Origin of the sequence: Rhizobium sp. BK418, assembly GCF_004341105.1 — a bacterium.
Classification (GTDB): Bacteria; Pseudomonadota; Alphaproteobacteria; order Rhizobiales; family Rhizobiaceae; genus Rhizobium.
Genome location: NZ_SLZK01000002.1, coordinates 984,492 through 1,008,409, shown reverse-complemented (window position 1 = coordinate 1,008,409; position 23,918 = coordinate 984,492). Strand labels below are relative to the sequence as shown.

The following is a 23,918-nucleotide window of genomic DNA, read 5'->3' as shown; positions in this document are numbered from 1 at the left end:
TGGGGGCGATCGTCGTTCGTCTCTGGTCAGCTTGCATGAGGGTATAATCATGGTCGCCCGCTCGGAACGGCTGCTGACCCTGCTTCAGACGCTCCGGCGCTATCGGCGGCCGGTCACCGGCACCGTGCTTGCTGCAGAAACCGGCGTCAGCCTGCGCACGCTCTACCGCGACATTGCAAGCCTGCAGTCGCAGGGGGCGATGATCGAGGGTGAGGCGGGCATAGGTTACGTGCTGAAACCGGGCTTCATGCTGCCGCCGATGATGTTTTCCGAAGAAGAGCTGGAGGCGCTGGTGCTTGGCTCCCGCTGGGTGGCTCGCGCCGCCGAGCCGCGGCTTGCGAACGCCGGCGCCGATGCACTGGCAAAGATTGCCGCCGTCCTGCCGTCCGACATGCGTGAAATGGTCGATTCGGCGACGCTCTTCGTTGGCCGCAAGCGCCAGGACGAGGACAAGGCGGATGTCTCGGCCATCCGCAAGGCAATCCGCCTGGAGCGTGTGCTCGAACTGCATTACGGCGACGAGCAGGGTCGTGTCTCGCGCCGCCGTGTCTGGCCTTTCGCGCTCGGCTATTTCGAGCATGTGCGCATCATCATGGCCTGGTGCGAGCTGCGCCAGGATTTCCGCCATTTCCGCACCGATCGCATCATCGATATGACAGTCCATGAGACACGGTATCCACGCCGCCGCACGGCGCTCCTGAAGGAGTGGCGGGACACGCAGGATATTCCTGTCGAGCAGTGACGCTGCTGCCATAAACTGTCAGCAGGTGGCGCTATTATCAGTACCAGTCCAGCAGGAAAGGAGTACTGATCATGGGAATGCCTCAAGTCGTTCAATATGCCGGCCGTCGTACTTCCAAGGAAGCCGGAAGGACCCTTCGCTCTCGTCTGGTGCGCTTATTCGCAGATAGATTCACCAGAGCGTCATCACGCCGTCCGCGCCTTGATCTTGAGACGATCCCGCAATGGCGTAAACGCGATCTCGGCCTCATAGATGGTCAGGATTGGCGCGTCGGCGACGATCTCTTCCGGTAGCGCCGCGCGCCTGCCTCATTGATATTCCTCCCGGTAACGAAGCGGCGCTGCCAATAGCGCTGTAATCCGAAAGCTACTGCCATAAAATGGCAGTAGCTTTCGGCCGGGGATACTTTTCAACCGTAATCGGAGAACTGAAATGGCCAGCCCCAATCTCATTATCCTCTATGTCAAGGATCCCGCTGAAAGTGCCGCTTTCTACCGCAATATCCTGAGCCGTGAGCCGGCCGTGGAAGCACCGAATTTCGTCGCTTTCCCGCTGGATGGCGGTTTCACCCTCGGCCTCTGGCGCCGCAGCAAGGTCGAACCGCAGCCTTCCGCCATCGGCAATCGCGGCGAGGTCGCCTTCATGGTTGATGGCGAAAACGCAGTCGCAAGGCATTACGAAGACTGGCGCAGCCGCGGGCTGCCCGTCGCCCAGGAGCTGACCGAACTCGACTTCGGTCCCACCTTCGTCGTGCTGGATCCGGACGGACACCGGTTGCGCGTTTGTGAGCCGGATAAATAACTGGCAAATCGCACCCGAGAAGTCCCTCCGGCCCCCATGCCCGAGGGGCCATATTCGTTGCTAGCTGCAGCGCCTAAAGAAGTCCGCGCATCGGATGGCCCTTATAGACGCCGAGGATGCGGACCTTCTCGGAGAAGAAGCGCAATTCTTCAAGCGCGCGGCGCACATGCGGGTCGTTTGGATGGCCTTCGATATCGGCGTAGAACTGCGTCGCTACGAACTTGCCGCCGAGCTGATAGCTCTCGAGCTTGGTCATGTTGATGCCGTTCGTCGCAAAGCCGCCGAGCGCCTTGTAGAGCGCTGCCGGAATATTGCGGACGTTGAAGACGAAGGTGGTGACGATTTTCTCGTCGCTGACGGAGCGCTGTGCCCACTCCTCATCCCGCGACAGCACCACGAAGCGCGTCACGTTGTTTTCCGTGTCCTCGACATTCTCGGCGACGATGTCGAGCCCATAGAGATCAGCCGCAAGACGCGGCGCAAGCGCTGCCATGGAGCGGTCGCCGGTTTCCTTGACGAGCTTCGCAGCCCCTGCCGTATCGCCGGCGATCACGGGCTTCCAGCCGTTGGCGCGAACGATCTTGCGGCACTGGCCGAGCGCATGGATATGGCTGTGCACGGTGCGGATCTCGTCCTTTGTAACACCCGGCAATACCATGAGCTGAAACCGAATCGGCATGAAATATTCGCCGATGATGTGCAGGCGCGATTCCGGCAGCAGATGGTGGATGTCGGCGACACGGCCTGCGATCGTGTTCTCGATCGGGATCATGCCGATATCGGCGTCGCCATTGTCGACGGCGGTAAAAGCGTCCTCGAAGGTCTGGCAAGGCAACGGCTCCATCGTCGGGAACATGTCCCGGCACGCCATGTCGGAATTGGCGCCGAACTCGCCTTGGAAGGCGATCCTGTTGGTCTTGATGTTCATGAGGAAAATCCGTCAGTTGGCCTTCGCGGAGAGAATGCGCCACGCCTTTTCGAGGTCGGCGGGAGTATCGACACCGAGCGGAACCGTGTCAACGATCTCGACATCGATGCGCATGCCGGCTTCGAGCGCGCGCAACTGCTCCAGTGATTCGCGCTTTTCGAGTGTACCGCGCTCAAGAGAAACAAAGCGCTCGAGTGCGGCACGCCGATAGGCGTAAAGCCCGATATGGTGGTAAAGCGGTCCCTCACCATAGGGCGCGCTCGTGCGGGTGAAGTACAGCGCGCGCAGGCGACTTGCCGAAAGGGGGGTGCCGACAACCTTGACGATGTGTGGTGCCGTCTTGTCTTCCTCGTTGTCGATTACAGTCGTCAACGTAGCGATATCGACCTGCGGGTTCTCCAGGGGGCGCAATGCTGCGCGCACGGTTTCCGCGTCGATCGTCGGAAGATCACCTTGAACGTTCACGACGATTTTCGCCTTTCCGTCTGGATCAACCTTGGTGAGCGCTTCGAAAATGCGGTCCGAACCGACCTGATGGTCCTTGCTTGTCATGATCACTTCGAAGCCGGCTGCAGCCACGACGTCGTAAACTTCCTGCTCGTCGACCGCCACGATGACGCGCCCGATGGCCGCTTCGGCGGCCCGTTTTGCGACCTGCACGATCATCGGCAAACCACAAATATCGGCCAGCGGCTTGCCCGGAAGGCGGGTGGAGGCCAGGCGAGCTGGGATCAGCACCAGCACGTCATCTAATTTTGAATCAGTCATTGTTCGGGCCTTCTAATCCAGGCAGAAAAGTGGCAAAAAGTCTCACGCACAAGACCATTTAGACAGTTGCAACGAATAGCCAAAAGACATAGGTTCCGCGCAATTTCAAGATGGTCCGGTTTCTGGTCTGCCGGCTGCAAGGGGAGCATTGCAGATGAATTCATACGTCAATACGGCCGTGGGGGCACTGCTTGGAACGGTTTTCGTTCTGATGTCGGTTTCCATCGCGTCCGAGGGGATCTTCCATTCCGAGGCGCCGGAAAAGGAAGGTTTTGCCATCGTCGCCGAGGAAGCACCCGCCGCCGGCGGTGAGAGCGCACCTGCAGCCGCTGCTGTTCCGATTGCGAAACTTCTTGCAAGCGCCGATGCCAAGGCCGGCGAAACCGTATTTAAGAAGTGTCAGGCCTGTCATGACGGCACCAAGGGCGGACCGAACAAGGTTGGTCCGAATCTCTTTGGTGTCGTAGATCGCCCGATCGCCTCACATGAAGGCTTTGCCTATTCCTCTGCCATGAAGGATTTCTCCAAGGGCGGCAGCGAACATTGGACGTTCGAAAACCTCAACAAGTTCCTGACGGCGCCGAAGAAGGACGTTCCGGGCACGGCTATGGGCTTTGCCGGCCTGCCGAAGGATCAGGATCGCGCCAACGTCATTCTCTACCTGCACACGCTGGCTGATTCGCCGGTTGCGCTGCCGGATCCGAATGCTCCGGCTGCAACGCAGTAAGAGCCGTCGAGCGTTTTTAAGAAGAAGCCCGGCCTCGCGCCGGGTTTTTTGTTGCCTTAGGTGCCGAGGATATAAGCCCAGAAGGAAACTGTGATGGCGCCGAGCGCCGTGGTCACCGAGATCGTAGAGGCGGCCAGGCTGTGGCCGACACCGAAGCGATTGGCGATCAGCCAGGCATTTACCCCCGTCGGAACCGATGAAGTCAGTACCAGCGCCGCCGCCCATTCGTTGCTGAGGCCGAACAGGTGGCTTGCCGCCCACACGCACCCTGGCAGCAGCAGCAGCTTGAATGCGGAGGTCACGCTGGCGATCCCGATATTCCCTGAGACGCCGTATTTCTGGAGTGCCATGCCGAGCGAAATCAGCGCCGCCGGGCCGGCGGTGCCGGCGATCTGCCCAACGACGGTTCCGACCGTTGCCGGCATTGTCAGGCCCGAGACATGAAAGGCGGCGCCTGCGGCGATGCCGATGACAAGTGGATTATGCAGCAGATTCAAGCCGATCTGCTTGAGCACTTGAGCCATGCTGCGCTCGCTCTTGCCTGAAATCTTGCGTTCGGCATGTTCCATCATGATGGTGCCGGCCACCATCATGATAGGTAGATGGATGGCAAGCAGGATGGAAAGGGCGACGAGCCCTTCGCTGCCCACAGTGCGTTCGACCAGCGGCAGGCCGATGAAAATGTTGTTGGCGAAGGCCGAGGATACGCCGGCAAGCACGCCGATCCGCTCGTCGCGGCCGAAGAAACGCGTAGCGACGATGTGCCCGGCTGCCCACGTCACTGCGACGCCGGAAAAATAGACGGTCCAGAGCCGGAACGGCGATGCGCCGTGGAAATCGGCTTCGGCGATCGTGCGGAAAAGCAACAGGGGCACGGCGATCTTGAAGACGAACTCGCTCAAGGCATCGCCGACGCTTGCCGTCAGCACGCCGATGCGGACGATCAGCCAACCGATGAGAATGAGAAGGAAGATCGGAAGAACGTCGAAGATGATGGCTGACATGAACTGCTGCTCTGCGCGGGGAAGGTCCCGAGGTCTAGCAGCATATTGCCGGCCATGACAAATGCACGGCATGCATTTCTTTTCGCGTCGCAATAAAAAAGCGGGCTAAGCCCGCTTTTCCGCATCCGGTCCTGCCGGATACCCAGATCCGACACTGCCAGTTCATCCGTGGTCAGCGCCGTTCCGGTAAGACAGAAGGGATCATCCCTCCCGGTAACCAGCTCTACGAAAATACTGCATGCCGGTCTTTCCGAGGAGATTTTTAGGCAGGTAAGGTGACAGCGGCATGACGAATAAGCGGCAGTTTTGCGAAGACTTATAAACCTGTGTGCGGTTTATCCTTCCAATACCAATAAATTTCGCTAAGACCGATTACCGGCTATCACAAATCCGGGACTTCCCATTTCATGACCAAATTCGATGTTCTGACAGTCGGCAACGCAATCGTCGATATCATCGCCCGTTGCGACGACCAGTTCCTCATTGACAACAAGATCACCAAGGCGGCGATGAACCTCATCGATGCCGATCGCGCCGAACTGCTCTATTCCCGCATGGGACCGGCACTGGAAGCTTCCGGCGGCAGCGCCGGCAATACGGCCGCCGGTATTGCCAGCCTCGGCGGCAAGGCTGCCTATTTCGGCAAGGTCGCGGAAGACCAACTCGGCGAGATCTTCGCGCATGATATCCGCGCCCAGGGCGTTCACTATCAGACGAAGGCCAAGGGCACGTTTCCGCCGACCGCGCGCTCGATGATCTTCGTCACCGATGACGGCGAGCGCTCGATGAACACCTATCTCGGCGCCTGCGTCGAACTTGGGCCCGAGGATGTCGAAGCGGATGTCGTGGCGCAAGCTAAGGTCACCTATTTCGAAGGCTACCTCTGGGATCCGCCGCGCGCCAAGGAAGCGATCCTCGATTGCGCCCGCATCGCCCATGAAAACGGCCGTGAAATGTCCATGACGCTGTCGGATAGCTTCTGTGTCGATCGTTACCGTGGCGAGTTCCTGGATCTCATGCGGTCCGGCAAAGTCGACATCGTCTTCGCCAATCGTCAGGAGGCGCTGTCGCTTTACGAGACCGACGATTTCGAAGAGGCACTGAACAAAATCGCCAAGGATTGCAAGATTGCCGCCGTGACAGTGAGCGAGGACGGCGCCGTGATCCTGAAGGGTAACGAGCGCCATTACGTCGACGCGATCAAGATCGACGAACTCGTGGACACCACGGGCGCCGGCGACCTCTTTGCTTCTGGCTTCCTCTACGGCTACACGCAGGGCCGTACGCTGGAAGATTGCGGCAAGCTCGGCTGCCTTGCGGCCGGCATCGTCATCCAGCAGATCGGCCCGCGGCCGATGAAATCCCTATCCGAAGCCGCAAAGGAGGCAGGCCTTATTTAAAGGCCTCGCCCGGATAGGCCCCCCAGATTTCCGACTGCGCCACCCAGCCCTCGGCGCCGTCGGTCTTTGCGAAGCACCACTCTCCGCTGCATTCACCGATGGTGATCATCACGCCGGGCTCCAGCTTTGCAACGATGCTGGAGGACGGCTGCGCTTCACGGCGGAGGTTGACATAGACGCCCTTGCCCTTGCCCTTCATCCACGGCGCGGCGATGGCCGCGCGCTGGCCTGACAGCAGCGACTGGTTGACCCAGCCCTCAGTGCCGTCGGCATCGCGGATACGGCGCCAGTTATCATATTCCTGGATGATTTCGACCGGCAACCCAGACTTCAGATACAGCCAGGAAACGGCGTAATCCGTTCCCGGGCCGATACGCAGGTTGACGCGCTTGGACTTCAGCGTCACGAATCGCGGCAGTGGCAGGCCGCTCGGCCCCTTGGCTGCCGCCTGGGCTTGCGCAAACTCAATTGTGCCTGCCGATACGGCAAGGGCGACCGCCAGGACGAGGCAGGGCTTTAGAACAGTGCGACGCATGGAAGCTTCCGTTGGCTCGAATTCGAAGCAGGCCTTGCCTGCTCGCTTTCCGGGATTCCCCGCGCGCCTCGCGAGTTTTGTTTGTCTTCGCGTGCGGGTCTGGTAGAAAATGCCCGTTATGGGAAATGATCGTCCAACTTGGTTAAAGACCTCTGAACAAGGCACCGCAAGCCGCTATGACAACGAAGAAAAAACCGAAGGTCTATATAACCCGCAAGCTGCCTGACGTCGTCGAAACCCGGATGCGCGAGCTTTTCGACGCCGAGTTGAATATCGACGATACGCCGCGATCCGCCCTTGAGCTTGCCGAAGCCGTCAAGAGCTGCGACGTGCTCGTGCCGACCGTCACCGACCGCATCGACGCAGCGCTCATTGAGCAGGTCGGGCCGCAGATGAAGCTTATCGCCAGCTTTTCGAATGGCACCGATCATATCGATGTCGATGCGGCTGCGCGTAAAGGCATCACGGTCACCAACACCCCGAACGTACTGACCGAGGATACCGCCGACATGACTATGGCGCTGATCCTCGCCGTGCCGCGGCGGATCGGCGAGGGCGCCCGCGTTTTGACCGACAGGCCCGGCGAATGGGCAGGCTGGTCCCCGACCTGGATGCTCGGTCGTCGCATTCATGGAAAGCGAATCGGCATTGTCGGCATGGGTCGCATCGGCACGGCCGTCGCACGGCGGGCCAAGGCCTTTGGCCTGTCGATTCATTATCACAACCGCAAACGCGTCAATCCGGCGACCGAGGATGAGCTGGAGGCGACCTATTGGGAAAGCCTCGATCAGATGCTTGCCCGCGTCGATATCGTCTCAGTCAACTGCCCTTCGACGCCAGCGACCTTCCATCTGCTCTCGGCGCGCCGTCTGGCGCTCCTGCAGCCGACAGCCTATCTCGTCAACACCGCCCGTGGCGACGTGATCGATGAGGCTGCGTTGATCAAAAGCCTGCGAGAAGGAAGGATCGCCGGTGCCGGGCTCGACGTCTTCGAGAATGAACCGATGGTCAATCCGAAGCTGGTAAAGCTCGCCAATGAGGGAAAGGTCGTCCTGCTGCCGCACATGAGTTCGGCGACGATCGAGGGACGTGCGGAAATGGGCGACAAAGTCATCATCAATATCCGCGCCTTCATTGATGGCCACCGGCCGCCAAACCGTGTGCTGCCCGGACGATAGAGACCCGAGGCGCTCACATCCTTAGCCGGTAAGCGTTTTCCGCATTTCGACAAATGTCGTGCGCGTAAAACCCGGATGCGGCTTGTCTGCGGTTCTGGCAAAGCCCCAGGCGGAAAAGGTCGAGTGATTGTCGACGAGCTCTACCCGCGTCTCGATCCTCAATGACGGAAGGTCGAGGCCGCGCGCCGTCTCCTCGGCAATATCAAGCAGGCGGCGGCCGATACCCTTGCCTTGTGCGGATGGCAATACCGCAAGCTTCCCGATGTAGAGACAGTCCACCTCAGGACGCAGGAACATGCAGCCTGTGAGCCGTCCGTCGTTCTCCACGGCATAGGCGATTTCGGCCTTTGCTTTTTCCGCGAGCGATTCCACCGTCAGACGGATTGCCGAGGAGGGCGGATCGATGCGGCCGTCCATATAGGCGAAGGACGCTCGAATGAGATGAAGCAGCTCGCTCCAGCGCGCAAAACTCCCATCGATGCGGAACGGAGTCATGCAGTCCTGCTCTGTTTCGCGCGCCGACGTTTGTAGCGGATCGTGTCGAAGCGGGCCGACAGCGCGTCGTAGAGCAGCAAGCGGCCGATCAACGGATCGCCGGCACCGGTAATGAGCTTGATCGCCTCCATAGCCATCAGCGTGCCGATTACACCGGTCAGCGCGCCAATGATGCCGGCTTCCGCACAGGCAGGGATCAGTCCGGCCGGCGGCGCTTCCGGAAAGAGATCGCGATAGCCGGGATTGGCTATGCCGTCTTCGGCAACCTCATAGGGTTTCAGTACGGTCAGCGAGCCGTCGAAGCGACCGACGGCACCGGTGACGAGCGGGATGCGTGCTTCCTCGGCCGCATCGGCAGCGGTATAACGCGTGTCGAAATTATCAGAGCCGTCAATCAGGAGATCGAAGCCGGAAAGGTATCGGCGCGCAACGTCTGCCGAAAAGCGCTCCGTAAACCGGATGGCCTTGATATGAGGGTTCAGCCGCGCAATCGCTTGAGCTGCGCTCTCCGTCTTCAGCTCGCCGATCGTGCCGGAATCGTGAATAACCTGCCGCTGCAGATTGGACAGGGAAACATGGTCGTCATCGGCAATGCCGAGCGTGCCGACGCCTGCCGCTGCGAGATATTGCAGGATCGGCGCGCCGAGCCCGCCGGCGCCGATCACCAGCACGCGGGCGGCCTTCAGCTTCTGCTGACCCGCGCCGCCGATTTCCGGCAACAGGATATGGCGATGATAACGCGCAATTTCGTCCGGGCTGAGAGGTTCCATGGGCATGATGCTATCACGCCCCGAACTGGCAGGAGAAGTGTTATCGCTCATTCAAAATCTCCCCGTCGGCAACGGTAAAGAACTGCGCCCGCTCTCCCAAGGCCGCAAACATCTGATGGTCCGTTCCCGTCATGAAGGCCTGGCCGCCGAGACCGTCTATCAGGTCGAACAGTGCGGCACGGCGTCCTTCATCGAGATGCGCGGCGATCTCGTCCAGCAGCAGGATCGGCGCATGGCCCGTGAGATTGCCGACGAGCCGCGCATGGGCAAGCACGAGGCCAACCAGCAGAGCCTTTTGTTCACCGGTCGAGCAGCGCGCCGCTTCCATCTGCTTCTCGCGATGATGCACGATGAGATCGGCGCGATGCGGCCCCTCCAGCGTACGTCCGGCGCCGGCATCGCGGTAACGGTTGTCGAGGAGTGTCGCCGCATATTCGTCTTCCAGGTCGACCGAGGGCCTGGAGAACTGGCCGTCCATGAAGCCCGAGAGCTGCAGCGATGCCGACGGGAAGGGGGAAGTCTCGCGGCTTTCCTCGATGAGGCGCGTCAGCAGACCGAGCATTTCCTGCCGCGCGAGCGCCATGGCGATACCGAGGCTTGCCATCTGCTCTTCGATACCGGAAAGCCAGGAAGGATCGAAACGGCCTTCGTCGAGCAGCTTGTTGCGGCTGCGCATCGCGCGCTCGAAATCGCTCGCCCGCCTGCCATGTTCCGGGTCGAGCGACAGGACGAGCCGGTCGAGGAATCGCCTTCGATCCGATGAGCCGCCGGTGAAGAGCCCATCCATGGCCGGCGTTAGCCAGAGCACGCGCAGGTGATCCGTCAGTTCATCGACTGTTTTCGCGGTCGTTCCATTGATGCGCAGCCGGCGCGTGGTGGTTTCGTCGCTGGTGTCGATCCCGGTACCGATCTCGACATCACCTTCCATGCCATCGAGCCCGGCAAAGATCGAGAACCCGGCCGCCGCACTCACACGGGTGATATCGCCATAGGCGGCGCGGCGCAGCCCTCGTCCGGGTGACAGGAAGGAGACGGCTTCCATGAGGTTGGTCTTGCCGGCGCCGTTGTCGCCGGTCAGCACCACATGCCGTCCATCGAACGCAAGCGAGACCGATGCATAATTGCGAAAATCGGTCAGCTTCAGACGGGAAAGGGCAACCTTATGCGGCATCGGATATCCGGAATCATCAAGGCTGACAGTGAGAGCCTTTTCTGGCTAGATTGAAGCATTTTGCCGGAGCAGGTTTCCGTCAGGCCGAAGGCGATCGGCAAAGGACATACTCCCTGGTACGTCCGAGCCGATCGCCTTTGATCCTGCCGGAAAGATGTCCGGCCCTAGCTGGTTTGCAAGCAAACCACCGGGGTTGGCTGAAACGGGCCGGCTTGGCCGCAGGTCCGGGCTACGACGCGCGCTGGCCGGTCGACCACCCGTCTCTGTTTGAGCCAACAGAAAGCTTCAATCTGGTCAGGAAAGGCTCTAAGCCGAAGCTGCACGGATATCAAGGCTGGGAGCGGCTTACGTCCCTAATGCATGCTGGGAGGGGGAATTTCGAGCTGGGCCTCCGCCTCCGCAATTGCCCTTTCTATCCAATAGAGGAGGTCGGGCCGGTTCTTTATTGAACCGCGCAGGGATCTTAACGAGTCGAGGATCATCATCAGCTGCTGGCGGCGCATATCGATGATGATACTGTCGGCATCATGTTTCCCGGTGGGAGCGGATGTCATGGCAGTATTCGAAGCCTCTCGTCAGATGGCGCTATAGGGTCCGGCGCGACTAACTATCGTCGCCCAAGATGAAGTCAACCGGAAGCTGTTCAATTTTTTGTAACATCGCCGCTAAGTGAGCGAATAACAAACGGTAGTTGTAGAATTTGCGCGACAGCAACTGACGCATTGGCCTAATGCCCAAAAAAAGTCGGTTGAAATTTGCAACTTCCCGGTTGAGATATTCGGCTGACGCTATATGGTAAATGAAGGGTTTTTCGGGAGAGAGAGTGGCAGTGCCGGATCCGATTGATATCATTGTCGGTCGCAACGTGAGACAGCTTCGCGCTCGTCGGCGTGTATCTCAACTTGAACTCGGCGAAGCACTCGGCCTGACCTTTCAGCAAATCCAGAAATACGAAAAGGGGACGAACCGCGTCTCTGCGAGCAAGCTGCACCAGATTGCAGTTTTCCTGGACGTCGATATTTCCGAACTCTTCGAGGGTACGGGCATTTCCCAGTTCAGTAATCGAGTCGAGCTGAGCCCGGAAGCTTATGAGCTGGCCATCAATTATGACAGGCTGAACTCGCCTGCAGGCAAGCAGGCGGTCAAGACGATCCTGAACCTCATGTGCGGCCAGGCAACTGAAAACGCCGCCTGAGCGTCTAGACATCCGTGAAATGCTAGGAAGTCAGTGAAGCTCGCGCTCGTGCAGCGCGAAGAGCAGGGTATCCTGCGTCTGGTGGCCGGCATGATAGAGGTCGATTGCGATGCTGGCGATCGAAAGGCCCTGCTGGCTGCGCAGCTTGATGTTGCGTTCCGCGCACCATGTATAAAGCGCACCTGCAAGCACATCGACATCTTCGGGCATGCAATTGGAAAAGTTCGTCGCCGACATGGAAACACTCTCGGTTGGTTCGGGGGCTGAGAACCGCAGACTGTATGAATTTCAGGAGCTTGCAAGCACGTTCAGGTCTCTGCGTTAACACAAAACGCCTGCATGGCATCGCCCGTCCCGACTTGGGACATGTGTTTCAAATCAGAGCGCGCATGAAAAAAGCCGGAGGCAATACCTCCGGCTTTTGTAACCTTGAGGGATATCGAGATCAGCCCTCGAAGAATTCCTTCATCCGGGCAAAGAAGCCCGTCGATTCCGGATTGTTCTCCTTGGAGGAGAGCTGCTCGAACTCTTGCAGAAGCTCGCGCTGGCGCTTGGAAAGCTTCTGCGGCGTCTCGATCTGAATCTGGATATAAAGATCGCCCGTCTGGCTCGAGCGCAATACCGGCATGCCCTTGCCCTTCAGGCGGAATTGCTTGCCGGCCTGCGTACCCTCGGGAACGCTGACGCGCGATTTGGTGCCGTCGAGCGTCGCCACATCGAAGGTGCCGCCGAGCGCTGCCGTCGTCATGGAGATCGGCACGGCGCAGTAGAGATCGGCCCCGTCTCGCTGGTAGAACTCATGCGGCTTCACCGACAGGAAGATATAGAGATCGCCCGCCGGCCCGCCGCGCATGCCAGCCTCGCCTTCGCCCTGCAGGCGAATGCGGGTGCCATCCTCGATGCCGGAGGGAATGTTGACCGAGAGCGAACGCTCTTCCGTCACACGGCCCTGGCCGTGGCACTTCGGGCATGGATCGGGAATGATTTGGCCGCGGCCATGACAGGTCGGGCAGGTACGTTCGATCGAGAAGAAACCTTGTGCTGCGCGCACGCGGCCCGAGCCCTGGCAGGTACCGCAGGTCTTCGGCTGCGTGCCTGGTCTGGCACCGGAACCGGAACAGACGTCGCAGGTGATCGACGTCGGCACGCGAATCTGCGCCGTTTTGCCCGAGAAGGCTTCTTCCAGCGAGATTTCCATGTTGTAGCGAAGGTCGGCGCCACGTTCGCGGCCACCCGAAGAGCGCTGCCGCCCACGGCCGCCGCCCATCATCTCACCGAAAATGTCTTCGAAAATATCGGAGAAACCACCGCCGGCAAATCCGGCGCCGCCACCGGGGCCACCCATTCCGCCGTGTTCGAAGGCCGCATGGCCATAGCGGTCATAGGCCGCACGCTTCTGCGGGTCCTTCAGCGTTTCGTAGGCTTCGTTGATTTCCTTGAACTTCCGTTCGGCGTCTTTGTCATCCGGGTTCTTGTCCGGATGGAATTTCATTGCCAGCTTGCGGAAGGCGCTTTTCAGCTCTTTTTCATCCGCCGATTTGGCTACACCCAGAGTTTCGTAAAAGTCCGCTTTTGCCAATTTAAGCCCCGGAAATGGATTTCCGGCTGCCATGGTGAGCAGCCGGATGTCTATCGTCTAGCGTACGCGAGCCCACCGATTAAGCGGACTTCTTACGGTCGTCGTCCTTGACTTCTTCGTAGTCGGCATCAACGACGTTGTCGTCCTCGGCAGACGCCTCGGCTGCGCCGCCTTCTGCCTGCTGGGCTTCATAGATCGCCTGGCCGAGCTTCATGGAAACTTCCATGAGCGTCTGGGTCTTGGCCTTGATGTCTTCGGCGTCGGCCTCGGTTGCCTCGGTTGCGGACTTCAGAGCGGCAATCGCATCGGAAATCGCGGTACGGTCGGCTTCGGAAACCTTGTCGCCGTAGTCCTTGAGCGACTTTTCCGTGGAGTGGATCAGGCTCTCGGCCTGGTTCTTCGCTTCCACGGCCTCGCGGCGCTTCTTGTCTTCGGCAGCATGCGATTCGGCATCCTTGACCATCTTTTCGATGTCGGCGTCAGAGAGACCACCGGAAGCCTGGATGCGAATCTGCTGTTCCTTGCCCGTGCCCTTGTCCTTGGCCGAAACCTGCACGATGCCGTTCGCGTCGATGTCGAAGGTGACTTCGATCTGCGGAACGCCACGCGGTGCCGGCGGCAGGCCGACGAGGTCGAACTGGCCGAGCAGCTTGTTGTCGGCAGCCATTTCACGCTCGCCCTGCGAGACGCGGATGGTGACTGCCTGCTGGTTGTCGTCGGCGGTCGAGAAGGTCTGGCTCTTCTTCGTCGGGATCGTCGTGTTGCGTTCGATCAGACGGGTGAAGACACCGCCGAGGGTTTCGATACCGAGAGACAGCGGGGTTACGTCGAGGAGCAGAACGTCCTTGACGTCGCCTTGCAGAACGCCGGCCTGGATGGCTGCGCCGAGAGCAACGACTTCATCCGGGTTGACACCCTTGTGCGGTTCCTTGCCGAACAGCTGCTTGACGACTTCCTGGACCTTCGGCATGCGGCTCATACCGCCGACGAGAACGACTTCGTCGATCTCGGCTGCAGTGACGCCGGCATCCTTGAGGGCTGCCTTGCACGGAGCAATCGTGCGCTGAACGAGATCGTCGACCAGGCTTTCGAGCTTGGCGCGGGTCAGCTTCAGCGTCAGGTGCTTCGGGCCGGAAGCGTCAGCCGTAATGAATGGCAGGTTGATTTCGGTCTGCTGCGAAGAGGACAGCTCGATCTTTGCCTTTTCGGCAGCTTCCTTGAGGCGCTGCAGGGCGAGCTTGTCATTCTTCAGGTCGATACCATTGTCCTTCTTGAACTCGGCAACGAGATATTCGACGAGACGCATGTCGAAGTCTTCACCGCCGAGGAAAGTATCGCCGTTGGTGGACTTCACTTCAAAGACGCCGTCACCGATCTCGAGGATCGAGATATCGAAGGTACCGCCGCCAAGGTCGTAAACGGCGATCGTCTTGCCATCTTTCTTGTCGAGGCCGTAGGCGAGTGCAGCTGCGGTCGGCTCGTTGATGATGCGGAGCACTTCAAGACCGGCGATGCGGCCGGCATCCTTGGTTGCCTGGCGCTGCGCGTCGTTGAAGTATGCGGGAACGGTGATGACGGCCTTTTCGACCTTTTCACCGAGATAGGCCTCGGCGGTTTCCTTCATCTTCTGAAGGATCATCGCGGAAATCTGTGCGGGCGAGTAGGCCTTGCCGTTGGCTTCAACCCAGGCGTCGCCATTGTCACCCTTGACGATGCTGAAGGGGACGAGGTGTTTGTCCTTCTCGACAGTCGGATCCTCGTAACGGCGGCCGATGAGGCGCTTTACGGCGAAGAGAGTGTTCGTGGGGTTGGTGACTGCCTGGCGCTTGGCCGGCTGGCCGACGAGGCGTTCGCCATCATCGGAAAATGCCACCATGGAAGGGGTCGTGCGCGCGCCTTCCGCATTCTCAATGACCTTTGCGTCTTTGCCGTCCATGACTGCGACGCAGGAATTTGTCGTTCCAAGGTCGATACCAATTACTTTTGCCATGTCATTCTCTCCTTGAAGCAAGCTGTCGGAACCCCGAGAAGGCATTTCCCTGACAGCCCCTTACGGGATGGGTCTACTAAGATTACGCAATCGTGATTGCGGTGATGCGGCGTATATAAGGAGCGGTTTTCTGGACTGCAAGGCGAGAAATAGCTTGGAATCCAGCAAAACGAATGTGTTGCATTCAATTTTTACAGTAGCCGGAAAAGGGTCTGTTTTGCACAGCCAGACCGTGCAAATCCTGCGCGCCTCTCCTAAAGCGGGACCGTGCTGCCGCAAGGCGCCCGAATCCCGTTCCAATACTGTTACTGGCCCATGATGAGGTCAAGAAGCGTCGTGCGTCGCGGCCGCGCCCCCGAGCTTGCCTGCGGTCCGCCGACATCTCCTGGCGGCACCATGTCGTCGTAACCGCCGCCGGCAACATCGGCAGGTGGCACTGGCCCGCCATTCACCGGCATCGGTGCTCGGGGCTGATCGGGTACCGGCGGAGCGCGGTTCAAACCATCATTGCCACCGAAAACACCGGAAATGATACTGCCGACGGTCGAAGGCTGTTCGGGCATAGGCTGGGCCTGCGCCATCGGCTGGCCGTTGTTGGGATCGATGCCGGGATCGACAAAGGTTTGGCCCATGCCGAAGAGCGGCGCGGGCGAAAGCCCCTTGTGCGCGGCGACCATGAATTCTTTCCAGGCCTTGGCCGGAAGCCCGCCGCCGGTCACCTTCTTCATCGGCTTGCCGTCGTCATTACCGAACCATACGCCCGTCGTCAGGTTGCTGGTGAAGCCGACGAACAGCGCATCACGCGAGTTCTGCGTCGTGCCCGTCTTGCCGGCGGCCTGCCAGCCGGGAAGCTTGGCGCTCGAGCCGGTGCCGCCGTTGATGACGCCCATCATCATCATGTTCATTTCGGCGACGATCTGCTCGGAGAGCACGCGTGGCGGGCTGTCATAGGTGTTCTCATAGAGCACCTTGCCATCCGTGGTCGTCACGCGACGGATCACATGCGGTGTTGCCTTGTAACCGCCGTTCATGAAGGCCGCGTAGGAGGCCGTCAGTTCCATGAGCGAGACTTCCGAGGTGCCGAGCGCGATCGAGGCATTGGGCTGCAAGTCCGATTCGACGCCGAGGCGATGGGCGAGTTTGATCACCTGATCCGGCCCGTCATACATCACAAGCTGCGCAGCCACGGTATTGAGCGATTTTGCGAGCGCAGTGCGGAGCGTCACTTCGCCGTTATATTTCTTCTCGTAGTTCTCCGGCGTCCAGTTGCCGATGCGGATCGGCGCGTCGTTGAAGACCGAATCCGGCGTCAGGCCCTTTTCGAGCGCAGCCGCATAGACGAAAGGCTTGAAAGAGGAACCCGGCTGGCGTTTGGCTTTGACGGCACGGTTGAACTGGCTCGTCGCATAGTCCCTGCCGCCGACAAGCGCGCGGATCGCACCGGTACCGTCAATCGAGACGAGAGCCGCCTGCGACGCGTCGAACTTGCCACCCTCCTTGTCGAGGACATCGACGAGTGACTGTTCGGCCTTCTTTTCGAGCGTCTTGTCGATCGTCGTATCGACGATGACGTCTTCCTTCACGTCGCCGACCAGCCCCTGCAGTTCGTCCATCACCATATCGGCGACATATTGTCCGGCGCCCGACCAATAGCTGCGGGCGGAAGCGGGCGTCTGCGACATTGCTGTCTTGATTTCGTCAGCGCTGATATAACCCTGATCGCGCATCGCCTGCAGCACGACCTGGGCGCGGGCATTTGCCGCCTCCGGATCGCGCGCCGGCGAAAGGCGGGACGGCGCTTTCACCAGGCCCGCAAGCAGTGCTGCTTCGCCCAGGTTCACATCTCGCGCCGATTTGTTGAAATAGCGGCGGGAAGCCGCTTCAACGCCATAGGCATTCGAGCCGAAATAGACGCGGTTCAGATACATCGCAAGGATCTGGTCCTTGGTATATTTCTGTTCCAGCCAAAAGGAGAGCAGGACCTCCTGAACCTTACGCTCCAGCGTGCGGTCTGGCGAGAGGAAGAGGTTCTTGGCGAGCTGCTGCGTCAGCGTCGAACCGCCTTGGATCGGCTGGCCGGTCAAATTATTGATGAAGGCGCGCGCAAGGCCGAACGGGTCGACGCCGAAATGCGAGTAGAAGCGCCGATCCTCGATGGCGATCACAGCTTCGGGGATATAGGGCGACATGGTTTCCAGCGAGAGAGCCTCGCCGCCGGTCGTACCGCGATTGGCGATCACGCTGCCGTCGACCGCAGTAATCTTGACGTTCGGCGGCCGTTCTGGAATTGCCCAGGTGCTGGCGCTCGGCATGCGCGATCCATAATAGAGCACGAGCCCGGCGACGCCGATGCCGGCCCAGATGCCAACCACGATGCACCAGTAGACGACCCTGCGCAGGAATGAGAAGAGGCCGCCGCCTTCGCGTTCCCGCGGCTCGGCACGGCGCTTTGCCGGTGCACGGCGCGGCGCGGGTGATCGCGATTGGCGCTTGGAGCCATGTCTGCCGTCGATGCGGTCGTCGTCATCGAGCGCGAATTCGTCATCCTCCTCGCGGCCGCCACGGGCGTTGAAGGACGGTTCGATCCTCTCGTCTGATCTACGTCTGGCTACCATAGCGGAGTGGCGCACCCTTGCTGTAAAGACCGCACCCCTCGGCAGCGGTTTATCCGACTGAACTGTAAATGCGGCGATTTAACGGGCTGTTAAGAACAACACCAATACGGCCAAGTACTGTCTCTGCCTGCCTTTTCTCCGTTAACCGTCCTTGTTTTTCCGAATGGCGGCCATTCGTGAGGATCGCCACAAAACCGACAGATATCGCCGCGGCTTCCGCTCGCTAACGAAGCTGAGCGCCATAGCCAGGCGGAAAACGACGATCGATCCTGACAGAACAGGCGAAGCCCGCCTCCGCGAAGTCTGGAGCGTGCCTGCCTTTGCGCAGCATTAACGGCTCGACAGGGAGGCAGCTGAAGATGCTGCTCGGCACCTATGCGGGAATGCGCGAGCTGCTGGCGACCTAGCATCGCACATCCTCCGGCGGGTAAGGGAACCAATAGGCTTCGCGGCAGTTTTACCTGAGCGGGGCATACCCCTCACGTCCCGCTCAGATCGGCTCGTCTCCCCTCAACACGTGCCGATCAATATCATGCCCGGCGTATCACCAGATACGTCGGGTCCTTTTGTCAGGGGCGATAGGGGCCGCGGTCGCGATAATAATAATCCGGCCCGCGGCGCCAGCGGTCCCGATCACGGTAGAAGTCGCGGTTGCGATAATATCGGTCCCAGTAGGGGCCGACGCTGAAGGTCACCGTCGGAATTCCGAGCGGGCGGTAATATTGCGGGCCGACATAAATCCGGCGCTGCTCATAGGTCGCCTGAACATATTGGCCGGAAACCCAGCCGCGGCCTCCGTAGAATTCCACGTCGCACCAGGGCGTATCGGCGAGGCAGCCGCGGATTTGCAGCGGCGTACCGTTTGGAATCACGGCAACGGCAGGATAGCGGGTGCTCGGCCCCGCACGCATGTTCACGTTCGCAGTCGAAATCCCCTGCGCTGCTTCGGCAATGGCTGGCGCAATCAGCAACAGGCCGCCCGCAGCAATTTTCAGAACAATATGTTTCACCTTTTACTCCTCGCAATAAATGATGGCTGCCGGGCATCGGAACCAACATTTCCCCGGCAAGGCAAAGATAGAGCGCCTGTGGCGCAGGTCACGCATCGCAGGTTTCGCTTTCTCTTTCAAAGGCTTATAGAGACGATCGGATGAACGCAGCTTGAACGGCGGCAAGCTTTTACGGGGTCTTGAAATGTGGAGGGCGGCTTCCGATATACTCTCCAAGAAATCGCAGCCCGGAAATGATGTGCGCTTTATCAGTCGTACCGTTTCCGAGATCTGGTTGGATCGATCGTTAACCGGTCGTTAGTCTTTCGAGATCAGTCTGGCTGTGCACTATCCGCTTCTCCTTTGACCACGGATGTACTGGCACTGAGATGAGGTGGATAGCGGAAGGCCGGTTTGCCCCGGCCTTTTTGTTTGCAGATTTCGGATGGCGTGCCGCGCGAGAGCGCGGGCACGCCTTTTTCGTTTCAGGCCTTCAGCGCTGCAAGGATGCGTACCCAGGAGCGAATGCCTTTGTGGTAGGAGGCAAGTTCATACTTTTCGTTCGGCGAATGGATACGGTCATCGGAAAGACCGAAGCCGACAAGCAGAGATTCCATCCCGAGCATCTTCTGGAAATCGCCGACGATCGGGATCGAGCCGCCCATGCCGATGACGACGGCGGGCTTCGGCCATTCGTCGGAAAGCGCCGTGCGCGCCTTGGTCAGAACAGGCGAGTCGTAGGAAAGGTGGATGGCCGGCGAGGCGCCATGCGGATGGAATTCGACCGAGCAATCGGCCGGAATCTTCGAGCGGACGTAATTGCGGAAGCTTTCGCGGACCGCTGTCGGATCCTGCGTGCCGACGAGACGGAAGGAAACCTTCGCCGATGCCTTGGCCGCAATCACGGTTTTGAAGCCTTCGCCGGTATAACCGCCCCAGATGCCGTTGACCTCGGCCGTGGGACGCGCCCAGGTGAGTTCCAGGACCGAGCGTCCCTTTTCGCCCGAGGGAACGGAGAGGCCGACTTCGCCGAGGAAGCTTTCCGCCGACTTGCCGAGCGCTTCCCAGGATGCCTTGATGTTAGAGGGCGTTTCCTCGACGCCGTCATAGAAGCCATCGAGCGTGATGCGTCCGGTCTCGTCGTGCAGACCGGCAAGGATTTCCACGAGAATATGGATCGGATTGGCGGCAGCCCCGCCGAAAAGGCCGGAATGCAGGTCGCGGTCAGCGGCCGTTATCACGACTTCTTCGCCGACAAGACCGCGAAGCGCCGCTGCGATTGCCGGCGTATCGCGATCCCACATGCTGGTATCGCAGACGAGGGCGTAATCGGCCTTGAGTTCGGCAGCATTGGCTTCGAGGAACGGCTTCAAGGACGGTGAACCGGATTCTTCTTCACCTTCGAAAAGAATGGTGACGCGGCAGGGAAGCGCTCCGTTGGTCTCCTTGTAGGCGCGGCAGGCTTCGACAAAGGTCATAAGCTGGCCCTTGTCGTCGGCAGTGCCTCGGCCGGTCAGGATCTTACGGCCATTCCCAGCGTCCTTGACGGCGGGATCGAAGGGATCGTTTTCCCAGAGCTCGATCGGATCGACCGGCTGCACGTCATAATGACCATAAAAGAGGACGTGCGGTGCATCAGCCGAGGCGCCTTCGTGATGGGCGACCACCATCGGATGGCCGGGCGTGTCACGAACCGAGGCATCAAAACCGAGGGTCCTCAGATATCCAGTGAGCCATTCGGCCGCCTTGCGGCATTCGGCTTTATAGGCCGGATCGGTGGAGATCGACTTGATGCGCAGTAGCTCGAACAACTTTTCGAGGCTCGAATCGAGATTCTGGTCCGCACGCGCAAGCACAGGATTTAGTTCGGTCATTTCCGACTCCTTTTGAAATTCGGCCGGACGATAGACCCAATTGGCGACGCTTTCGAGCGGCAAATTTTACACTCGCCGCGTGGCGCCAAATGCGGCAACGGATGCAGTAGAGGTGTCTAATGCAATTTACAGTTATTTAGCAAACTCTAAATAATCTCGCCCCGAGGTCGATCTTCGAGGTAGCAAATGTTCTCCGTTATTGCCTGCATCAGGGACAACCATGATTGGCGGCTGATCATCGCGGCTGCAATCGTCTGCCTCGTCGGCAGCCTGACAATGATGCTTCTTCTCTCCCGTGCGCAGGAATGCGATGTCGGTCAGCGCAAGCTCTGGATCGGCACTTCAGCCTTTGCCGCTGGCGTCGGCGTGTGGGCAACGCACTTCATCGCCATGCTCGCCTATGATGGCGGCCTGCCGATCAGCTATAATCTCGGCCTGACTTCTCTCTCGGTTGTCCTTTCGATCTTCGGCTCATGGGTGGCGATCCTGATCGCCTCGGAAGGTCGAGCCGCCTATTCCTTTGCTTTCGGCGGGCTGCTGATGGCGCTCGGCGTTACGGCCATGCATTTGACCGGCATGCAGGCGATCGAGGCGCAAGCCGTCGTCGTCTATGATGCCTTCGCTACGGTGATCGCTTTCAGTTCCTGCGCGGCTCTTTCTTTTGTCGCCTTCCTCGCCTTCTTCAAACTGAAGGGCATGAAACGCTTTGCCGCATCATCCATCGCCTTCGTGCTGGCAATCTGCACATTGCATTTCATCTCGATGAGCAGCATCGCGCTGGTGCCGGATCCAGCGCGCGAGGTCGCCGCGAAAGTGCTTGCGCCGGAAGTGCTTGCTGCGATCGTCATGGCCGTTTCGACGGGCCTCATTCTCATGTCCTTCGGCGCGGTTTTCCTGGAAAGCCATCTGACCGATCTTCGCGGCCTTGCCAACGTGTCGCAGGACGGCCTCGTCATTTTGCGGGAAGGCAGGATCGTCGACACCAATGAACGCTTCCTGGCCCTGTCCGGCTGGAAGCTCTCCGAGCTCACCGGCAATACCCCCTCGAGCGTGCTGGTGCTCATCCATGTGGAGCAGGAGAGCGATCATAAGGAAATGCTGTTAATCGCTAAGGATGAGAGGGAAATCCCGGTCGAGGTCGTCACGCGAAGTATCGTCTATCGCGGGCGTTACTGCGACGTTCTCGTCGTTCGCGACCTCTCCGAGCGGAAGCGCACCGAAGAATTGATCGAACATCTCGCTCATCACGATGTTCTGACGGACCTGCCGAACCGTTCGCTTTTCGATACCCGCATTCGCCAGGCCTTACATGTGGCTGAACGCAAACGGACCGAGGTTGCCCTCGTCTGCATCGACCTCGATCGCTTCAAGGCCGTCAACGATATCTTCGGCCATGCGGAAGGTGACCGCATCCTGCGCAAGGTTGCCGTGATCCTCAAACGTTGCGTCGATGCGGACGATACGATTGCGCGGCTTGGTGGCGATGAATTCGCCATCGTCCAGCCAGGCAAGAAGCAGCCCGATGCGGCGCGTCGTCTGGCAAGCCGAATCATCGATGAGTTTGCGGCCGAGATGGATACGGCCCGCGATCCGACGGCCGTCGGCGCCAGCATCGGCATCGCGCTTTATCCCGCGGATGGAAAGTCTGCCGAAGAGCTTTACAACAACGCGGATACCGCCCTTTATCGCGTTAAACATGCAGGGCGCGGCGCCGCCTGTTTCTTCGATGCGGAAATGGACGAGTCGGTGCGCACCCGCCGCCAGATCGAGCATGAGCTTCGCCACGCTATCCTCCGCAGGCAGCTCCACGTCAACTATCAGCCAATCCTCGACGCGCGCAGCGGTGAGATCAACGGCTATGAAGCCCTCATGCGGTGGAACAGGCCGGGCCACGGCATGAGCGAGCCAGACATCTTCATTCCGATTGCCGAGGAAAGTGGCTCCATCGTTCAGCTCGGCGAATGGATCCTGCGCGAGGCTTGCATGGAGGCGGCCCGCTGGCCGCAACCGCTAACGATTGCAGTCAATGTCTCTCCAGTGCAGTTTCTGCTGCCCAATCTCTGCGAGCGCGTGACTGATATCCTGAAAGAAGCCCGTCTGGCGCCCGAGCGCCTGGAACTGGAGATCACTGAAGCTGCACTCGTGCGGGATCGCAAACGGGTCATGAGCACGCTTCAGCGTCTGCGTGCTCTTGGCGTGCGTATCGTCATGGATGATTTCGGCACCGGCTTCTCTTCACTGTCCAACCTGCGCTCCTTCCCTTTTGACAAGATCAAGGTCGACCGCAGCTTCACCGGCGTCCTGGAACACGATGCGGGAGCCCGCTCGATCGTGCGCGCCATCATCGGCTTGGGACATAGTCTCGGCATGCCTGTTGTCACCGAGGGCGTGGAGACGGAAATGCAACGGCAGATCGTCGTGGACGAAGGTTGTGCCCAGGTGCAGGGACTGCTGCTCGGCAAGCCGGATATCGAGCCGAGCATCAAGCTCGCGGCTCGTGAAAACTCCGTGGGGGCGACGGGTCCTGAGGCGCAGGTGATAAGGCTCAAGCGCACACGCAATCGCGCTGCGGCGGAACGGTTCTAGAGCGTCTTGGCGTTGTCGATCAGCCGCCGGATATATTCGAGCATCAACTCTCGCTCGAAGGCCCTGAACCCCTTGAACAGGGCAAGATCAGCCTCGCGCGCAATATCGATTGCTTCCGCTTCCATCGCCTTGGCTTTCTCCGTCAGAAAGATCAGCTGGGCGCGTTTGTCGGTAGGGTGCGGACGGCGCTCGATCAACCCATCGCGCGCCATGCGCGAGAGCGTGTTGGCCATGGTCGCCTGCTCGATATCGACGCGTTCCAGCAACTGCTTCTGGGTCAGCCCGTCTTGGGCCCAAAGCTCCAGAAGTATGGGGAACTGACCGGGAGAAAAACCGAGTCCCGCCGCACGCTGATGCAGCGAGCGGGCAAAACCCTTGGCCAGCTGGCTGGCAAGGTAGGCACCGGATTCCATTCGATTAAATCCCATGATTGCAAGTTAGGCTCAAAATCCTGCCGCAGACAATGCAACAAATTGCATACGATGCATCAAAACACGCGGACCAAGCAGTTAAATTTTCGAGAGCCATATCTCGAAAACTTTGTAGAGGCTGAAAAACAAAGCCGCCACGG

General features: G+C 59.7%; 20 protein-coding genes and 1 pseudogene. 7 read left to right on the top strand and 14 right to left on the bottom strand.

Annotated elements, in window-relative coordinates; all coding sequences use genetic code 11:
* Window positions 1-46 precede the first annotated feature (46 nt).
* Window positions 47-742: a YafY family protein gene (locus EV281_RS11000; RefSeq protein WP_132653239.1), complete on the top strand. Its 696-nt coding sequence runs from the start codon at window positions 47-49 to the stop codon at window positions 740-742.
* A 432-nt stretch (window positions 743-1,174) separates the two neighbouring features.
* Window positions 1,175-1,543, top strand: a complete 369-nt coding sequence (locus EV281_RS10995) for a VOC family protein (RefSeq protein WP_112542837.1) — start codon at window positions 1,175-1,177, stop codon at window positions 1,541-1,543.
* A gap of 73 nt (window positions 1,544-1,616) precedes the next feature.
* On the opposite strand, the gene EV281_RS10990 is transcribed toward EV281_RS10995, so the two are convergent.
* Window positions 1,617-2,471 carry a prephenate dehydratase gene (locus EV281_RS10990; protein WP_132653102.1) on the bottom strand — a complete coding sequence of 285 codons (855 nt, stop codon included), beginning with the start codon at window positions 2,469-2,471 and terminating at the stop codon, window positions 1,617-1,619.
* Window positions 2,472-2,483: 12 nt separating this feature from the next.
* Window positions 2,484-3,239: a 3-deoxy-manno-octulosonate cytidylyltransferase gene (locus EV281_RS10985; protein WP_132653101.1), complete on the bottom strand. Its 756-nt coding sequence runs from the start codon at window positions 3,237-3,239 to the stop codon at window positions 2,484-2,486.
* A 154-nt stretch (window positions 3,240-3,393) separates the two neighbouring features.
* On the opposite strand from EV281_RS10985, the gene EV281_RS10980 reads away from it, so the two are divergent.
* Window positions 3,394-3,966 (top strand): cytochrome c family protein, encoded by a 573-nt coding sequence (locus EV281_RS10980; RefSeq protein ID WP_132653100.1) that lies wholly within the window; start codon window positions 3,394-3,396, stop codon window positions 3,964-3,966.
* 56 nt (window positions 3,967-4,022) lie between these two features.
* Here the strand turns inward: EV281_RS10980 and EV281_RS10975 are convergent, their stop codons facing one another.
* Window positions 4,023-4,970, bottom strand: a complete 948-nt coding sequence (locus EV281_RS10975) for an AEC family transporter (protein ID WP_132653099.1) — start codon at window positions 4,968-4,970, stop codon at window positions 4,023-4,025.
* A 407-nt stretch (window positions 4,971-5,377) separates the two neighbouring features.
* Here EV281_RS10975 and EV281_RS10970 point away from each other — a divergent pair, with 407 nt between their 5' ends.
* Window positions 5,378-6,370: an adenosine kinase gene (locus EV281_RS10970; protein WP_132653098.1), complete on the top strand. Its 993-nt coding sequence runs from the start codon at window positions 5,378-5,380 to the stop codon at window positions 6,368-6,370.
* On the opposite strand, the gene EV281_RS10965 is transcribed toward EV281_RS10970, so the two are convergent.
* Window positions 6,363-6,905: an SH3 domain-containing protein gene (locus EV281_RS10965; RefSeq protein ID WP_132653097.1), complete on the bottom strand. Its 543-nt coding sequence runs from the start codon at window positions 6,903-6,905 to the stop codon at window positions 6,363-6,365. The two genes, EV281_RS10970 and EV281_RS10965, sit on opposite strands and share 8 nt — an antisense overlap.
* Window positions 6,906-7,081: 176 nt before the next feature.
* Between EV281_RS10965 and EV281_RS10960 the strand changes: the two genes are divergently transcribed.
* On the top strand, window positions 7,082-8,083 hold the full coding sequence (locus tag EV281_RS10960) for a D-glycerate dehydrogenase (RefSeq protein WP_132653096.1): 1,002 nt from the start codon (window positions 7,082-7,084) through the stop codon (window positions 8,081-8,083).
* Between the two features lie 21 nt (window positions 8,084-8,104).
* Here EV281_RS10960 and EV281_RS10955 read toward each other — a convergent pair whose 3' ends face one another.
* Genes EV281_RS10955 through recF form a run of 3 tightly spaced genes read right to left on the bottom strand, consistent with a single transcriptional unit; the run spans window position 8,105 to window position 10,519 of the window.
* On the bottom strand, window positions 8,105-8,578 hold the full coding sequence (locus EV281_RS10955) for a GNAT family N-acetyltransferase (protein WP_132653095.1): 474 nt from the start codon (window positions 8,576-8,578) through the stop codon (window positions 8,105-8,107).
* On the bottom strand, window positions 8,575-9,399 hold the full coding sequence (locus EV281_RS10950) for a molybdopterin-synthase adenylyltransferase MoeB (RefSeq protein WP_132653094.1): 825 nt from the start codon (window positions 9,397-9,399) through the stop codon (window positions 8,575-8,577). Before EV281_RS10950 ends, EV281_RS10955 begins: the two co-directional genes overlap by 4 nt.
* The gene (gene recF, locus EV281_RS10945; protein ID WP_132653093.1) at window positions 9,389-10,519 is read right to left on the bottom strand and encodes a DNA replication/repair protein RecF; all 1,131 of its coding nucleotides are present in this window, start codon (window positions 10,517-10,519) and stop codon (window positions 9,389-9,391) included. Before recF ends, EV281_RS10950 begins: the two co-directional genes overlap by 11 nt.
* A gap of 829 nt (window positions 10,520-11,348) precedes the next feature.
* Here recF and EV281_RS10930 point away from each other — a divergent pair.
* Complete coding sequence (locus tag EV281_RS10930) at window positions 11,349-11,714, top strand: helix-turn-helix transcriptional regulator (RefSeq protein ID WP_132653238.1); 366 nt, start codon at window positions 11,349-11,351, stop codon at window positions 11,712-11,714.
* Window positions 11,715-11,744: 30 nt separating this feature from the next.
* Here the strand turns inward: EV281_RS10930 and EV281_RS10925 are convergent, their stop codons facing one another.
* The 6 genes and pseudogenes from EV281_RS10925 to EV281_RS10900 all read right to left on the bottom strand — a co-directional run bounded on the left by EV281_RS10925 (window position 11,745) and on the right by EV281_RS10900 (window position 20,761).
* On the bottom strand, window positions 11,745-11,951 hold the full coding sequence (locus tag EV281_RS10925) for a hypothetical protein (protein WP_184327331.1): 207 nt from the start codon (window positions 11,949-11,951) through the stop codon (window positions 11,745-11,747).
* A 208-nt stretch (window positions 11,952-12,159) separates the two neighbouring features.
* Entirely contained in the window at window positions 12,160-13,293 is a 1,134-nt protein-coding gene (dnaJ, locus tag EV281_RS10920; RefSeq protein WP_132653092.1) for a molecular chaperone DnaJ, read from the bottom strand.
* A 79-nt stretch (window positions 13,294-13,372) separates the two neighbouring features.
* Window positions 13,373-15,283: a molecular chaperone DnaK gene (gene dnaK, locus EV281_RS10915; RefSeq protein WP_132653091.1), complete on the bottom strand. Its 1,911-nt coding sequence runs from the start codon at window positions 15,281-15,283 to the stop codon at window positions 13,373-13,375.
* Between the two features lie 305 nt (window positions 15,284-15,588).
* Window positions 15,589-17,898: a transglycosylase domain-containing protein gene (locus EV281_RS10910; protein WP_132653090.1), complete on the bottom strand. Its 2,310-nt coding sequence runs from the start codon at window positions 17,896-17,898 to the stop codon at window positions 15,589-15,591.
* Window positions 17,899-18,485: 587 nt separating this feature from the next.
* Window positions 18,486-18,908, bottom strand: a pseudogene (locus EV281_RS10905) (SH3 domain-containing protein); the annotation flags it as partial.
* Window positions 18,909-19,372: 464 nt separating this feature from the next.
* On the bottom strand, window positions 19,373-20,761 hold the full coding sequence (locus EV281_RS10900; RefSeq protein WP_132653089.1) for a dipeptidase: 1,389 nt from the start codon (window positions 20,759-20,761) through the stop codon (window positions 19,373-19,375).
* A gap of 186 nt (window positions 20,762-20,947) precedes the next feature.
* Between EV281_RS10900 and EV281_RS10895 the strand changes: the two genes are divergently transcribed.
* Entirely contained in the window at window positions 20,948-23,347 is a 2,400-nt protein-coding gene (locus tag EV281_RS10895) for an EAL domain-containing protein (protein ID WP_132653088.1), read from the top strand.
* On the opposite strand, the gene EV281_RS10890 is transcribed toward EV281_RS10895, so the two are convergent.
* Window positions 23,344-23,760 (bottom strand): MarR family transcriptional regulator, encoded by a 417-nt coding sequence (locus EV281_RS10890; RefSeq protein WP_132653087.1) that lies wholly within the window; start codon window positions 23,758-23,760, stop codon window positions 23,344-23,346. The two genes, EV281_RS10895 and EV281_RS10890, sit on opposite strands and share 4 nt — an antisense overlap.
* Between the last annotated feature and the right edge of the window lie 158 nt (window positions 23,761-23,918).

Coding starts and splice junctions, on each gene's coding strand:
- EV281_RS10995 (WP_112542837.1), top strand. CDS start 1,175: ATGGCCAGCCCCAATCTCATTATCCTCTATGTCAAGGATCCCGCTGAA.
- EV281_RS10990 (WP_132653102.1), bottom strand. CDS start 2,471: ATGAACATCAAGACCAACAGGATCGCCTTCCAAGGCGAGTTCGGCGCC.
- EV281_RS10985 (WP_132653101.1), bottom strand. CDS start 3,239: ATGACTGATTCAAAATTAGATGACGTGCTGGTGCTGATCCCAGCTCGC.
- EV281_RS10980 (WP_132653100.1), top strand. CDS start 3,394: ATGAATTCATACGTCAATACGGCCGTGGGGGCACTGCTTGGAACGGTT.
- EV281_RS10975 (WP_132653099.1), bottom strand. CDS start 4,970: ATGTCAGCCATCATCTTCGACGTTCTTCCGATCTTCCTTCTCATTCTC.
- EV281_RS10970 (WP_132653098.1), top strand. CDS start 5,378: ATGACCAAATTCGATGTTCTGACAGTCGGCAACGCAATCGTCGATATC.
- EV281_RS10965 (WP_132653097.1), bottom strand. CDS start 6,905: ATGCGTCGCACTGTTCTAAAGCCCTGCCTCGTCCTGGCGGTCGCCCTT.
- EV281_RS10960 (WP_132653096.1), top strand. CDS start 7,082: ATGACAACGAAGAAAAAACCGAAGGTCTATATAACCCGCAAGCTGCCT.
- EV281_RS10955 (WP_132653095.1), bottom strand. CDS start 8,578: ATGACTCCGTTCCGCATCGATGGGAGTTTTGCGCGCTGGAGCGAGCTG.
- EV281_RS10950 (WP_132653094.1), bottom strand. CDS start 9,399: ATGAGCGATAACACTTCTCCTGCCAGTTCGGGGCGTGATAGCATCATG.
- recF (WP_132653093.1), bottom strand. CDS start 10,519: ATGCCGCATAAGGTTGCCCTTTCCCGTCTGAAGCTGACCGATTTTCGC.
- EV281_RS10925 (WP_184327331.1), bottom strand. CDS start 11,951: ATGTCGGCGACGAACTTTTCCAATTGCATGCCCGAAGATGTCGATGTG.
- dnaK (WP_132653091.1), bottom strand. CDS start 15,283: ATGGCAAAAGTAATTGGTATCGACCTTGGAACGACAAATTCCTGCGTC.
- EV281_RS10910 (WP_132653090.1), bottom strand. CDS start 17,898: ATGGTAGCCAGACGTAGATCAGACGAGAGGATCGAACCGTCCTTCAAC.
- EV281_RS10900 (WP_132653089.1), bottom strand. CDS start 20,761: ATGACCGAACTAAATCCTGTGCTTGCGCGTGCGGACCAGAATCTCGAT.
- EV281_RS10895 (WP_132653088.1), top strand. CDS start 20,948: ATGTTCTCCGTTATTGCCTGCATCAGGGACAACCATGATTGGCGGCTG.
- EV281_RS10890 (WP_132653087.1), bottom strand. CDS start 23,760: ATGGAATCCGGTGCCTACCTTGCCAGCCAGCTGGCCAAGGGTTTTGCC.